General features: G+C 55.4%; 12 protein-coding genes. 4 read left to right on the top strand and 8 right to left on the bottom strand.

All coding sequences use genetic code 11. The annotated features are described in order from the left end of the window. Nucleotides 1-190 precede the first annotated feature (190 nt). Nucleotides 191-838 (top strand): molybdenum cofactor guanylyltransferase MobA, encoded by a 648-nt coding sequence (gene mobA / locus UF64_RS14420; protein ID WP_044829324.1) that lies wholly within the window; start codon nt 191-193, stop codon nt 836-838. On the opposite strand, the gene UF64_RS14415 is transcribed toward mobA, so the two are convergent. The 8 genes from UF64_RS14415 to glpD all read right to left on the bottom strand — a co-directional run bounded on the left by UF64_RS14415 (nt 835) and on the right by glpD (nt 9,468). After that, nucleotides 835-1,701, bottom strand: a complete 867-nt coding sequence (locus UF64_RS14415) for a tetratricopeptide repeat protein (RefSeq protein WP_235285078.1) — start codon at nt 1,699-1,701, stop codon at nt 835-837. The genes mobA and UF64_RS14415 overlap by 4 nt on opposite strands. A 128-nt stretch (nt 1,702-1,829) precedes the next feature. Beyond that, the gene (locus UF64_RS14410) at nt 1,830-3,578 is read right to left on the bottom strand and encodes an ABC transporter substrate-binding protein (RefSeq protein WP_044829551.1); all 1,749 of its coding nucleotides are present in this window, start codon (nt 3,576-3,578) and stop codon (nt 1,830-1,832) included. A 137-nt stretch (nt 3,579-3,715) separates the two neighbouring features. After that, nucleotides 3,716-3,988 (bottom strand): DUF2160 domain-containing protein, encoded by a 273-nt coding sequence (locus UF64_RS14405; RefSeq protein WP_008890111.1) that lies wholly within the window; start codon nt 3,986-3,988, stop codon nt 3,716-3,718. A gap of 24 nt (nt 3,989-4,012) precedes the next feature. Then, complete coding sequence (locus UF64_RS14400) at nt 4,013-4,816, bottom strand: carbohydrate ABC transporter permease (RefSeq protein ID WP_044829323.1); 804 nt, start codon at nt 4,814-4,816, stop codon at nt 4,013-4,015. A gap of 1 nt (nt 4,817) precedes the next feature. Then, the gene (locus UF64_RS14395; RefSeq protein WP_044829322.1) at nt 4,818-5,690 is read right to left on the bottom strand and encodes a carbohydrate ABC transporter permease; all 873 of its coding nucleotides are present in this window, start codon (nt 5,688-5,690) and stop codon (nt 4,818-4,820) included. 14 nt (nt 5,691-5,704) lie between these two features. Beyond that, nucleotides 5,705-6,799: an ABC transporter ATP-binding protein gene (locus UF64_RS14390; protein WP_044829321.1), complete on the bottom strand. Its 1,095-nt coding sequence runs from the start codon at nt 6,797-6,799 to the stop codon at nt 5,705-5,707. Nucleotides 6,800-6,814: 15 nt separating this feature from the next. Next, on the bottom strand, nt 6,815-7,915 hold the full coding sequence (locus UF64_RS14385) for an ABC transporter ATP-binding protein (protein ID WP_044829320.1): 1,101 nt from the start codon (nt 7,913-7,915) through the stop codon (nt 6,815-6,817). Further along, complete coding sequence (gene glpD / locus UF64_RS14380; RefSeq protein WP_044829319.1) at nt 7,912-9,468, bottom strand: glycerol-3-phosphate dehydrogenase; 1,557 nt, start codon at nt 9,466-9,468, stop codon at nt 7,912-7,914. Before glpD ends, UF64_RS14385 begins: the two co-directional genes overlap by 4 nt. A gap of 431 nt (nt 9,469-9,899) precedes the next feature. On the opposite strand from glpD, the gene UF64_RS14375 reads away from it, so the two are divergent. From UF64_RS14375 to UF64_RS14365, 3 genes are all read left to right on the top strand, one after another. Beyond that, a complete protein-coding gene (locus tag UF64_RS14375) occupies nt 9,900-10,418 on the top strand; it encodes an RNA polymerase sigma factor (protein WP_044829318.1) in 519 nt (172 codons plus the stop codon). A 120-nt stretch (nt 10,419-10,538) separates the two neighbouring features. Further along, on the top strand, nt 10,539-11,507 hold the full coding sequence (locus UF64_RS14370; RefSeq protein WP_044829317.1) for a FecR domain-containing protein: 969 nt from the start codon (nt 10,539-10,541) through the stop codon (nt 11,505-11,507). A 174-nt stretch (nt 11,508-11,681) separates the two neighbouring features. After that, nucleotides 11,682-14,081 (top strand): TonB-dependent siderophore receptor, encoded by a 2,400-nt coding sequence (locus tag UF64_RS14365; protein ID WP_235285077.1) that lies wholly within the window; start codon nt 11,682-11,684, stop codon nt 14,079-14,081.

The raw sequence follows: 14,081 nt of genomic DNA, 5'->3' as shown, positions 1-14,081 counted from the left end.
GAAAGTCGAAGTATCTGTAATCAGTCTAATTCAACGGCTGCGGTGCGACAATGTAAAAATGACGCAGTGCAGCATGATTGCTCGGGCTTGAATATGTCATTACGGCAAGACGACAGATGCATGCCGCCGAGCTCTCGACTATGATGAGGCCACCAAATTACGTGGCCCAATTCAAAGGTTTGCCGACGTCGTGACGAAACCTGATCAATCGCGATCCTCCAATGTCCCGATTCTTGGCCTTATTTTGGCCGGGGGCGAGGCACGCCGCATGGGCGGGAATAAGGCCTTTCGCGAGGTTGGAGGTAAAAGCCTGATTGGGCGGGTGATTGATGTTGCCCAAGCACAATGCGATCAGGTGATGATTTCATCCAATGCCGGGGTCGAAACCTTCGCGGACTACGGCCTGCCGGTCGTAGCTGATCACCCCGCACCGGGGCAGGGGCCGTTGGGGGGCGTTCTGGGGGGACTGTTGGCCTTGCCAGACGGTATCGACTGGCTTGTGACCTTCCCGGTCGATTGCCCGATTGTGCCGCTGGATATGGCGGCGCGCTTGCAGGCTGCAGCCATAGATGCCGGGGCGAAGGCGGCCTTTGCCAGCCATGCCGACCGTGACCATTACCTATCGAGCATCTGGCATCGTGATGCGGCCTCAGTCATTGCGGATTTGCTGACTTCCGATGATCGCCGTGTCCGCGGACCGTTGCAGGCACTGAATGCGCCGCGGGTGGTGTTTGAAGATGTCGTTGACGGGCTGGAACCCTTTACCAACGTCAATACGCCCGATGACCTGAAACTGATTAACCATGCCTTTGCGAGCGCTGTATCTAAGCAGGGTTAGTCGACTGCGCAGGCTCGCCAAGGCTGCCACGGCTGATAATTCTTGAAGAAACCAGCCAGGAAATGATCGACGCGTTCGCGGTTGATGGCGCGGTCTTTGGGCGACAGGTCCTTGTCGAACTGGCCGCAGTTTTTCTCGACCGCTTCACCGATGGTTTTCCAGTCGACATCTTCGTTATGGCCGGGCATGCCAGTTGCAATGGCGCACCAGCCAACGGCCTCGGCCTTGTCATCGACCGTGCGGGCTTCTTCGGCAAGATAGGCGGCTGCGCGCATTTCGCCGTGTTGGGCGGCGCGACGCAGATAGGTCAGGCGATCAACATCGCTTTTGGCAAAGCGGTTGGCAAGCAGGGTGGCCGCACGCGGATCACCAAGCTCCCAAGCCTGTTTCAAATGCGCTTCGGCCTTTGTGCCTTCGCCCTGGTCAAGGGCATCAAGGGCCAGCCACAACATCGCCTGGGTGTTGTTGTGTTGGGCAGCAGCGGTATAAAGCCCGCGAATATTGGCCTTGTCCCCGCCCACGGCTTCAAGGCGGCGGGCCATAACAACGCTGGCATCGGGATTACTATTGTCTGCTGCCTGTTTCATCAGCGCCCAACCGGCATCTTCGTTGGCCGCGACGCCAACTCCGTTGATGGTCTGACAGGACAGAAGATATTGCGCGGTGGCATCGCCATTGTCTGCCAGCGACGCGAAAATACCCGCCGACTTTTCAAATTCCCCGTGGCGATAGGCATTGATGCCGTCATCAAGGGCCGAAGACGCCGCAGCACCGGTGGCAAGAAAACCGCTCATGGCCAGTGCCGTGAGGGCAGCACGGCCAAGAGCGGGAACAGTCCGGCGGAGGGAGGAAGACAGACGCATCGAAAAATTACCTTTGCCCGCAAAATACCGGGCGGTCGGATATGAAAAAATCAAAAGAGATGAACAAAGTCCGGGACGGTCGGGGGCGAAAAAAATCACCCCCGACACCCCCAGTAGTGTAGCCCGAATTACTGGGCTGCACGCCATTCCGCGATCAGATCGTCATATTTGACGGTCTCACCCTGCGGTTTTTCGTTGGCAAGCGGCGGTTTCGGTGCGCCCGGCTGGTCGTACCAGTACTGGGCATCACGTTCTTCGTTCAGCTTCGGTGCGCATTCGCCACCGATGCCTGCACGTTCCAGACGCTGCAGAACACGGTCCATGGAGGTCGCAAGGTTGTCCATGGCTTCCTGCGGGGTCCGTTCGCCGGTTACAGCTTCGGCAACGTTCTGCCACCAGAGCTGTGCCAGTTTCGGATAATCCGGAACGTTGGTACCGGTCGGCGACCACTGAACACGGGCCGGCGAACGATAGAACTCAACCAGACCACCCCAGTTCGGAGCGATGTCGGTGAGTTCCTGGGTATCCAGGTCAGACTGACGGATCGGTGTCAGACCGGTGAGGGTCTTTTTCAGCGATACGGTTTTCGAGGTGGTGAACTGTGCATAGAGCCATGCAGCTTTACGGCGCTCAACCGGGGTGGACTTCATCAGAGTCCAGGAACCCACGTCCTGATAACCAAGCTTCATGCCTTCTTCCCAGTACGGGCCATGCGGCGACGGAGCCATACGCCATTTCGGCGTGCCATCGTCATTCACAACCGGGGTGCCTTTTTTCGCCATGTCGGCGGTGAAGGCGGTGTACCAGAAGATCTGCTGTGCGATCTGGCCCTGTGCCGGAACCGGACCAGCTTCGCCGAAGGTCATGCCTGCTGCTTCTGGCGGAGCATAAGCCTTGAGCCAGTCAATGTATTTGGTCAGAGCATAAACCGCTGCCGGGCCGTTTGCGGCACCACCACGGGTGACGCTCGAACCAGCCGGTGCGCAACCTTCAACACGGATACCCCATTCGTCGACCGGAAGGCCGTTCGGGATGCCCTTGTCGCCAGCGCCAGCCATGGAGAGCCACGCATCGGTGAAGCGCCAGCCAAGCGACGGGTCTTTTTTGCCGTAATCCATGTGGCCATAGACTTTCTGGCCATCGATTTCACCAACGTCATTGGTGAAGAATTCGGCGATGTCCTGATAAGCTGACCAGTTGACCGGAACACCCAGGTCATAGCCGTACTTGTCTTTGAACTGCTTCTGCAGGTCTTCACGCTGGAACCAGTCGTAACGGAACCAGTAGAGGTTCGCGAACTGCTGGTCAGGAAGCTGATAAAGCTTGCCATCCGGACCGGTGGTGAAGGACAGACCGATGAAGTCATCAAGATCAAGCGTCGGGGAGGTTACGTCCGAACCTTCGCCAGCCATCCAGTCGGTCAGCGGCACAACCGCGTCATAACGCGCATGCGTACCGATCAGGTCCGAGTCATTGATGAAGGCGTCATAGATGTTGCGGTTCGACTGCATCTGGGTCTGCAGTTTTTCGATCACATCGCCTTCGCCGATCAGGTCATGGGTCAGGTTGATCCCGGTGATTTCCGAGAAGGCCTTTGCCAGAACCTTGGATTCGTATTCATGCGTGGTGATGGTTTCCGACACCACGTTGATGTCCATGCCACGGAACGGTTCTGCTGCTTTGATGAACCATTCCAGTTCGGCCATCTGGGCGTCTTTGCTCAGGCTCGACGGCTGAAACTCGCTGTCGACCCATTTCTTCGCCGCGTCGGTATATTGATCTGCCATGGCCGGGTTTGCCAGCACAGCAAGACCAAGGGCGACTGCAACTGCGCTGCCTTTAACAACGCTCGAAGCACCTTTGGCTTTAACGATCATGTCGTTTTCTCCCTGGTCGTCTTCCTTATTGCTCATCCGGTGAAACCGGTCATCAACACTGGGGGAAGACGGACAGCCCAGCGTAATGAATAGATCAGGAACGGCACCGCTGTAGGACACAGTGCCGTTCCGGTGACTTAGCCCCAGCGCATCACAATGACGAGCCAGACAAGTGCGATGACAGAGCCGATCCAAAGGGCGGCATCGGTAAATGCCAGCCAGCCCAGATGGATATAGGCGGCTCCAAGCAAACTGATAAACAGACGATCACCGCGTGTGGTGGTCAGTGGCAAAAAGCCACGCCGCGGAACGGTCGGTGAAACCGCCTGCCAAATTCCCATTCCGATCAGCATCAAGAAGATGCAGCCAAAGAATGCGGCGGTTATCGGGGTCCAGGCCATCCATGCCATTTTGATATTCCTCCTGTTTTCCGATTACACGCGACCCATCGCGAAACCTTTGGCGATGTAGTTGCGAACGAACCAGATCACCAAGGCGCCCGGGACGATTGTCAAAACACCCGCAGCCGCCAGAACGCCCCAATCAAGTCCCGATGCCGAAACGGTACGGGTCATGGTGGCAGCAATCGGCTTGGCCTCGACCGATGTCAGCGTGCGGGCCAGCAGAAGCTCCACCCAGCTGAACATGAAGCAGAAGAAAGCCGTAACACCGATGCCCGAACGGATCAGCGGAATGAAGATCGTGGCAAAGAAGCGCGGGAACGAATAACCATCAACATAGGCGGTTTCATCAATTTCCTTGGGGATCCCCGACATGAAACCTTCCAGGATCCAGACAGCCAGCGGCACGTTAAACAGGCAGTGTGCCAATGCCACAGCGATATGGGTGTCAAACAGGCCGACACTTGAATACAGCTGGAAGAACGGCAGCAGGAACACGGCCGGCGGTGCCATGCGGTTGGTCAGAAGCCAGAAGAACAGATGCTTGTCGCCGGTAAAGTTGAACCGCGAAAAGGCATAAGCAGCGGGCAGGGCGACCACCAGCGAAATCACCACGTTGATGCCGACATAGATCATCGAGTTGATGTAACCCGTGTACCATGCCGGATCGGTCAGGATCGTTGCATAGTTGGCCAATGTCGGATTGTCCGGGAACAGGGTCATTGCGCCCAGGATTTCCGTATTGGTCTTGATCGACATGTTGAACAGCCAATAGATCGGAACCAACAGGAACAGGATATAAAGAAGAAGTCCGATATGACGTTTCTGGAACTGCATTTTATTGTTCCCCCTGCTTTCCGGCGTTCATCACGACGGTATAGAAAACCCAGCAAACCAGCAGAATGATCAGGAAGTAGACCAGCGAGAAGGCCGCAGCAGGACCAAGGTCAAACTGACCGACTGCCATCCGGGTCAGGAACTGGCTGAGGAAGGTGGTTGCGTTACCCGGACCGCCACCAGTAAGGACGAACGGTTCGGTATAGATCATGAAGCTGTCCATGAAGCGCAGCAGAACACCGATCACGAGAACCGACTGCATCTTCGGCAGCTGAATGAAGCGGAACACGGCCCAGCGCGAAGCACCGTCAATCTTGGCCGCCTGATAATATGCATCCGGGATCGAGCGCAGACCGGCATAGCACAGCAGCACAATCAGGCTGGTCCAGTGCCAGACATCCATGACAAGCACGGTCAGCCAGGCATCCATCGGGTTCTGGGCGTAGTTGTAATCAATGCCCATCAGGTTGATCAGATAGCCACCCAAACCAATGTCTGCACGGCCAAAGATCTGCCAGATGGTGCCGACAACGTTCCATGGAATAAGCAGCGGCAGGGCCAGCAGAACCATCGATGCCGACACACCCCAGCCCTTGCGCGGCAGGGTCAGTGCGACCGCAATACCCAGCGGGATTTCGATGAACAGAACCGAAAGGGTATAGATGATCTGACGGATCAGCGCGTCATGCAGGCGGCTGTCACCCAGCACCTGTTCAAACCATTCGGTGCCGACAAAGAAACGCGTCTGCGGATCGAAAATGTCCTGAACTGAATAGTTCACAACCGTCATCAGCGGAATGATCGCACTGATGGCAACGATAAAGAACACTGGCAGGACGAGGAACCAGGCCTTGTTGTTGGTAATCTTGTTCATTTCCTCATCCCCCCTTACGCGACCAACTGACTGTCGGCGTAAAGCTTGGTCCATTCCGGTGCGAAGCGCAGAATGCCGGACTGGCCGATCACCTGTTCGTCTTCGCCAAGCTTGACCTTGATTTCAGATGCGCCAAAACGGGTGGTCGCGATCTTGAACTGGCCAAGGTCCTCGACCTTGGTGATGTTGACTTCGATCCCGTCTGCACCCTTGTCGGTATTGCCGGTTTCAAGGGTCAGGAATTCGGGACGAATGCCCAGTTCGATCTTGCCGCTCTGTTTCGAAATGGCGTCAAGGTGACGGTCGGAAAGGCCGATACGCTGCCCATCAACCCAGGCCGCGCCATCATCGATCTTGCAATCCATGATGTTCATGCCCGGGCTTCCGATGAAGTACCCGACAAAGGTATGGGCCGGATTTTCAAACAGTTCCTGCGGGGTTCCCAACTGCACGACCTTGCCGCCATACATGACGACGACCTTGTCAGCAAAGGTAAGCGCTTCGACCTGGTCATGGGTGACATAAACCATGGTCGGGCGCAGCTTGTTGTGAATTTCCTTAAGCTTGCGACGCAGGACCCATTTCAGATGCGGGTCAATCACGGTCAGCGGTTCGTCAAACAGAATGGCCGAGACATCGTCACGCACCAGACCACGCCCAAGCGAGATCGTCTGTTTTTCATCCGCACCAAGGCCACGCGCCTTTTGCTTGAGCTTGCCGGTCAGATCCAGCATGCCGGCGATTTCCCGCACACGGGCGTCCACGCGCTTTTCATCGACACCGCGGTTGCGCAGCGGGAAGGCCAGGTTGTCATAGACCGTCATGGTGTCATAGATCACCGGGAACTGGAAAACCTGTGCGATGTTGCGTTCTTCCGGGGCCAGGTTGGTGACATCCTTGCCATCAAACAGGACCTGCCCATGGGACGGGGTCAGAAGACCGGAAATGATGTTGAGCAAAGTGGTCTTGCCACAGCCCGACGGACCGAGCAGGGCATAAGCCCCGCCATCTTCCCAGACATGTTCCATCCGACGCAGCGCATAATCCTCGTCCGTTTTCGGATCGGGGAAGTAGCTATGCGCAAGGCTTTTAAGATCAATACGTGCCATTTTACTTACTCTTCCTCACGCCGCTTTGCCGTTGGTGATTTCGACCGGCGGGGCCGCCACGAGCGCACCATTCGCATCAAAGGCAAACAGGCGTGTCGGATCGACATAGAACTGGGTAGCTTCGCCAAGGCGCGGGTTGTGAACACCTTCTTCCTGGATCACCCAGGACACGTCATTGAAATGCACGTGGACAAAGGTTTCCGAACCGGTGATTTCAGCCAGTTCGACCTGACCCTGCATCGCGACCGTGTCATCACCGGTCGGATCAACCGACAGATGGTTGGCGCGGATGCCAAGGGTGTATTGGCCATTGCCAAGATTTGCCAGATGTCCCGAAAGCGGGACCTGATGGCCGCTTTTCATAAAGATCGCGCCATCGCGGACTTCGGCCTCCACCAGGTTGATCGGCGGATCGGAAAAGATCAGGCCGGTCTCGACGGATGCCGGGTTGTGATAAACCTGTGTCGTCGGGCCAAACTGGGTCATCCGGCCTTCATGCATCACCGCACATTTACCGCCCAGAAGCAGCGCTTCCATCGGCTCGGTCGTGGCGTAAACAACGATGGTATCGCGTTCAGCCAGAAGGTTCGGGATTTCTTCGCGGAGTTCCTCGCGCAGCTTGTAGTCAAGGTTGACCAGCGGCTCATCAAGCAGCAGCAATTTACAATCCTTGACCATGGCGCGTGCCATGGCGGTACGCTGCTGCTGACCACCGGAAAGTTCCTGCGGCAGGCGGTCAAGCAGATGTTCGATATGCATCAGTTCGGCCGTCGAACGCACACGCTTTTCGATCTCGGCCTTATCGACACGCTGAAGCTTCAGCGGGGATGCGATATTGTCAAAGACCGTCATCGACGGATAGTTGATGAACTGCTGATAGACCATGGCGACATTGCGTTTCTGCACGGCCATGCCGGTCACGTCAGCATTATCAACCAGAATGCGGCCCTTGGTCGGGGGCTCAAGCCCGGCCATGATCCGCATCAGGGTGGTTTTGCCGGCAAGTGTCCGCCCAAGCAGGACGTTGAACGATCCCGGTTCGAGCGTCATCGACACATCGTCGATATGGGTCTCCCCACCCACGGTCTTGGTTATGTTTTCAAGCGTAAGGGTCATTTTCCAGTATTTCCTTCGCCCGCTTTCACGGTGTTTTTCGATGTCGGTTCGGTTTTGAACCATTGGACAATGGCATTACGCGTCTCATCCGAAAGGTGCAGCCCCAGTTTGGAGCGGCGCCACAAAATATCATCGGCCGTTCTGGCCCATTCCTGATCCACCAGATAGCGCAATTCGCACTCGTATACGTCGTCACCCAAGTGCTTTCCAAGCCCTTTCAGATCGCGGGCGTCCCCAATGATCTGATGGGTGAGTGTGCCGTAGTTTTGCACGTAGCGGTAGATTTGTGCGTCCGGAATCCAGGGAAACTTCTTGTGCGTCGCGGTAAGATAGCGCTCGAAATCCGCATCGGGGATATCGCCGCCCGGAAGCGGTTTTGTCGCCGTCCATCTTGTATCATCGCGGCCAAGCAGCGGGCACAGCTTGCTCATCGCGGATTCAGCAAGCTTGCGATAGGTGGTGATCTTGCCGCCATAGATGTTTAGAAGCGGTGCACCATCATCGGCACTGTCACCCCGGTCAATTTCCAGAACATAATCGCGTGTTACCTGCGATGCGTCTTCGCTGCCGTCGCCATAAAGCGGGCGAACCCCGGAATAGGCCCAGACAACATCATCGGTGGTGATTTTCTTTTCGAAATAGGTATTGGCAAGTTCGCAGAGATATTTGGTTTCATCGGCACTGATCGCGACCTTGGCCGGATCGCCCTTGTAATCACGGTCGGTTGTGCCGATCAGGGTAAAGTCCTGCTCATAGGGGATGGCAAAGACAATTCGCCCGTCCGGGTTCTGGAAGATATAGCAAAACTCATGGTCAAACAGCTTGGGCACCACAATGTGGCTGCCTTGAACCATGCGAATGCCCTGTTTCTTCTTGGCTTCAACCCGGCTTTCAAGAAGCTCCGCACACCAGGGGCCAGCGGCATTGACAAGTGATTTGGCCTTGATGGTTTTTTCCGACCCGGTATCGATATCGCGCAGGGTAACAGCCCACAGATCGCCTTCGCGTTTGGCCGACACACATTCGGTGCGCGTTTCGATATCCGCACCGCGTGCGCGGGCATCCATGGCATTCAACACCACAAGACGCGCGTCCTGAACCCAGCAATCGGAATAGACAAATGCCTTTTCCATGCCGTTCACCAGCGGGGCACCGGCTGGGTGGGTGGCAAGCTTGATGCCCTCTGACCCGGGCAGTTTTTCGCGCCCGCCAAGGTGATCATACAGGAACAGGCCAAGTCGGATCATCCATGCCGGGCGCAAGCCCTTAACGTGGGGCAGGACGAAACGAAGGGGCCAGATGATGTGCGGGGCGGCGCGCAGCAGAACTTCGCGCTCAATCAGCGCCTCACGCACAAGGCGGAATTCATAATGTTCAAGATAGCGCAGGCCGCCATGGATCAGCTTCGTGCTGGCTGACGAGGTCGCGCTGGCAAGGTCATCTTTTTCACAAAGATAAACGCTCAGTCCACGTCCCGACGCATCACGGGCGATGCCCGTGCCATTGATCCCACCGCCAATGATGGCGATGTCATATGTTTCTGGAGTGAGCAACCGATTCCTCCCCAATTGCTCTTATTTGTGACAGCTGTTCGCAACTGCCGTTCTGTTGTTTCACAAAAGTTACGGATGGCCCAAAATAATTGCAAGCGAAAATTATGATGATTTGAAATTTTCGATAACGAACGTCGCCTGCGGGTTTGTAACAGATTGTAATTACTGAAATATTGTTGAGTGCCATGTGCAGGGGCGGGGTTTCTGATGCTTTATTTCGTTTGCAATCAGGCCGGTAAATCCGTGTGAATCGGTTAAAACTGAAAAAAAGAGACGGAAGTATCCCGGAATCTGCGGTGTTGAAGGTTGTTATAAGTTTTGCGATTGCTAATGATTATCATTGTTGTTAGGTTGCGCCACCCGGCTGTTTGTGACTTGGGATCAAACAGGCGCGGTCAGGGGTGACCAATGGGTGGTGGTATTATCTGAAGATGAAGCGCTGGCAGAACACGCTCTCAAAGCTGTTTGAGGATCACCGTCGACAATTGGTGTCGATGGCGAACCGGCGCGTCGGAGATCGTGAGACCGCGCTTGAAATCGTGCAGGATGTTTATGCACGGCTTCTGCGATCGGGTGATCACGGAACAGAGGAAGAAAACGTCAAGGTTCTGTATGCGTCTGTACGCAATGCCGTGATTGATCATCACCGCAGCAATGCCGGGCGGACAAATGTCATGAGTCGCATTTTGCCAACGCAGCTTTGGCAAAAGGAAACATCTTCGCCCCAGGAACATGCCCAGTCACGCCAGGCGCTTTCTGCACTTGATCAGGCCTTGCTGGAACTTTCCCCCAAGGCACGCGAGATGTTTGTCTTGCATCGGGTAGAGGGCGTGTCGAACGCGAAACTGGCAAAGAAGTATGGCATTTCGGTCAGTGCGGTGGAAAAGCAGCTCGCACGCACGATGCGTCATTGTCAGCAACGGTTGGAGGCCTATCGCGATGCTGACTGAAATGTTTGGCGATAACGGCTTGAGGATGTTTCCCTGTTATCCGTTTATTAGGTATAGACATCACAGAACAGCCCCATGGCTGTTTTCGCGGCCGGTAACGTGTGGACAGACATAAGATCAATGCAAGGCGACACCCAACCAACCGATGCGCAAAAGGATGAAGCAGCACTTTGGCACGTTAAACGGGCCGGAGGATCGCTGACATCCGCAGAGGAAAGCGAATTTGACGCTTGGCTTAATGCCGATCGCGGTAATCGGCTTGCCTATGATCAGATGCGCGTTCTGTGGGCACAGGTTGAAGAACCGGCCGCACGCATTGCAACGGTGAATACGCACCGGGTTTCTAGGTGGCGCAAGGTTCTGGATTGGTATTCTCCGGCGCGGATTGTTACCACCTCTATTGCTGCTGCGGCGGTTGTGGCGGTGGCTATCTTCCTTAATCCCGATGCATTGGAAAACTTCGAAGCCGATATTGTGACCAATGCCCAAACCGTCACCGAAGTCACGTTGACGGACGGATCGACCGTTTTTCTTGCGGCCAACAGTGCAATGACAACGGATTTTGAGGATGGGCACCGTGATGTCGAGCTCCTGCGTGGGCAGGCCTTTTTCGATGTCGTGCATCGTGACGGTGATCGGTTCCGGGTACAGGCCGGTGACGCGACGGTGGAAGTGGTCGGGACGCGCTTTAATGTCGACTACCTGACAGACAACACACAGGTCGGTGTTGAAGAAGGGGCCGTGCGGGTTTCAACCGGCGTGGAAACAGAGGACGTTGTTTTGCTGGGGCCGGGCGATCAGGTTGCTGTCCGGGATGGCGGTTTGCAAGCCAAGCAGGCGATCAATATCGCCTCCGTTCAAAGCTGGATGCATGGGCGTCTTAGTGTGCAGAATGTGCGTCTTGCGGATCTGATTGCCCGCCTGGACAATTTTGCGCCGGGGCGCCTGATGGTTTTGGGTGAGATCGGAAACAAGACGGTTTCGGGGAGTTTCCCGACCGACGATGTGGCCAGATCCCTTGAAACCCTTGGCGTTGCCGTGGGTGGACAGGTTGTCAGAACCTCACCCTGGTTGACCGTTATTTATTAAGATTGCGAAAAATTCGCAAAAAATGTGATCCTCATGTGAGGAGTTCTTTTTCCCGCTCGTTTGTTTTTCTAGATGCAGGGGGACCTGCCTGAAAAACCAAACATGGAATGGAGTGGGAATTTGTATTCCAAGCAGGCAAAATCAAAAAAGAATATCCTGATCTCGGCATTGTTGATGACGTCCACAATCGGATTTCCAACCGCTTTGATGGCCGCAGAAACCAACGAACAGATATTGTCGGGAAATCAGGTCGAAGTCGCACAGGCGCTTTACAGTTTTGATCTGAGTGTGACGTCCATTGCCGATGGCATCAGTCAGATTGGCGATGTTTCCGGCTGGAGTATCGCCTACACGATCGAACTGCCCGAGATTTCAGGAACGCGCGAAATTCGCGGTGACCTTTCCGTCACAGCAGCAATCGACATTCTCATTCGCGGGACGGGATTGTCATATCGTGCTGCGGGCAGCCGTTCATTGATCATTACCGATGCAAGCGTGCAGGATAATGCAAGTGGCGAAATGGTGACCGATCCGGTCATTGTCGAAGCCACTGGCGCACAATCCGACTTGGCCCCGGCCTATGCTGGTGGGCAGGTGGCAACCGGCGGACGGTTGGGGATGTTGGGCAATACCGATATCATGGATGCCCCGGTCAGCATTACCAGCTACACCAGCGAATATATCGCCGATCAGCAGGCCGAAACCATTGCTGACGTGCTGCAATATGATCCCTCGGTACGGGCCCCGAATGCTGAAACCGCCAACCTCGATACCTATCAAATTCGTGGTTTTGGCGTGAACCTGTTTAATACCGGCGAAGTTTCATTCAATGGCGCCTATGGGGTGGCACCAACCTATCGCGTCATGTCCGGGATGGCAGAGCGGATCGAGGTCGTTAAAGGACCAAACGCATTGCTGAACGGCATGTCGCCGACCGGTGCGGTTGGCGGTGCGATCAACATCGTGCCCAAACGTGCGGGGGAAAAGGACCTGACCCGCACAAGCGTTGATTACGGGCGTGGGGAACAAGCCGGCGGTAATCTCGATTTCAGCCGTCGTTTCGGGGGCGATGATGAGTTTGGTGTGCGCTTTAATGGCGGCTATCACGATGGTGATACCTATCTTGATCGTCAGACACGCGAAGCGTCGCTTGGGGCGCTGGCCCTTGATTATGAAGGCGACCGTTTCCGGGCATCGCTTGATCTGATTGATCAGCGTGAAAATCTTGATGCGCCGGCACGTGAATTTCGTTTCAATTCCGGCTTTGCCATTCCCGATGCACCGGATGGTTCAACCAACGCCATTCAGGATTGGGAATGGTCGGATGCGGTTGATCAATCGGGTATGATCCAAGCCGAATATGATGTGCTCGATAACGTCACTGTCTTTGGCAGTTTCGGCGGTGGCCGGACCGAGCTTGATCGTCTGTTCGGAACGCCGACGGTTCAGAATGCGGCTGGTGATTATATCGATAATGGCCTGTCCTATCGCCGCTTCCAGACCGATCGCTGGTCTGCCAGCACCGGTGTCAGGGGCGAATTTGAAACGGGTGAGGTCAAGCACAAGCTGTCACTGCAGGCAACGCGCTATGAAGACGAGCTCCGTCAGGGCATCAGCAATGCCGGATCCAACCCGTCGGCCAACATTTATACCACGGCTGCGGTTGCACCGATTGCCGTCAGTGCCCCGACCAGCAAACCCAAAACATCTGCATCGGAGCTGACCGGCTTTGCCTTGGCCGATACGCTGGCCTTCTTTGATGAGAAGGTTCTTGTCACCCTTGGGGCGCGTCACCAAACCATTGCTGTGGACAATTACAGCAGTGGGGTCGTCAGCAGTTCCTATGATGACAGTGTGGTCAGCCCGATGGCCGGTGTGGTCGTAAAACCGACCGAGACCGTGTCTGTATATGCTAATTATATCGAAGGTCTGAACCAAGGTGAAATTGCTGATGGTAGCGCTGCTAATGCGGGTCAAGCGATGGAGCCGTATGTTGCCAAGCAAATGGAAGCAGGTGTAAAGCTTGATTTCGGCACCGTCGGTGGATCGATCTCGGCTTTCGAGATTACTCAGCCTGATGGCGATACTGATGATGTCACCAATATCTTCACTGCCGATAACGAACAGCGAAACCGCGGTATCGAGTTGAATGTCTTTGGTCAGGTGACGGACGACATTCGATTGCTTGGTGGGGTGATGTTCCTTGAATCGGAAATCACCAAGGCGGTTAACGATGATGACCTGGGCAAGCGCCCAGTCGGCACGCCGGAAATGCAGATCAACCTTGTTGGTGAATGGGATACCCCGTTTGTCGATGGTTTGACGCTGAGCAGTACGGTTACCCATACCTCGTCACAGTTTGTCGACGCCGCCAATACCCAAGATATCCCAGAATGGACCACGCTTGATATCGGTGCACGCTACAAGACCAAGCTGTACGACTCACCGGTGACCATCCGTGCGACGGTTCAGAACGTCACAGACGAAAGCTACTATTCCGGTGTGAACCAGTGGCGCTTCGTCTCGTTGGGGGCTCCGCGTACAGCATTGCTGTCGCTCACTGCGGACTTCTGA

The sequence above is a fragment of the Thalassospira sp. HJ genome (genome assembly GCF_000948415.1).
Lineage (GTDB): Bacteria > Pseudomonadota > Alphaproteobacteria > Rhodospirillales > Thalassospiraceae > Thalassospira.
Note: the sequence above shows the minus strand (reverse complement) of the source record. Positions and strands in the feature narration are given on the sequence as shown.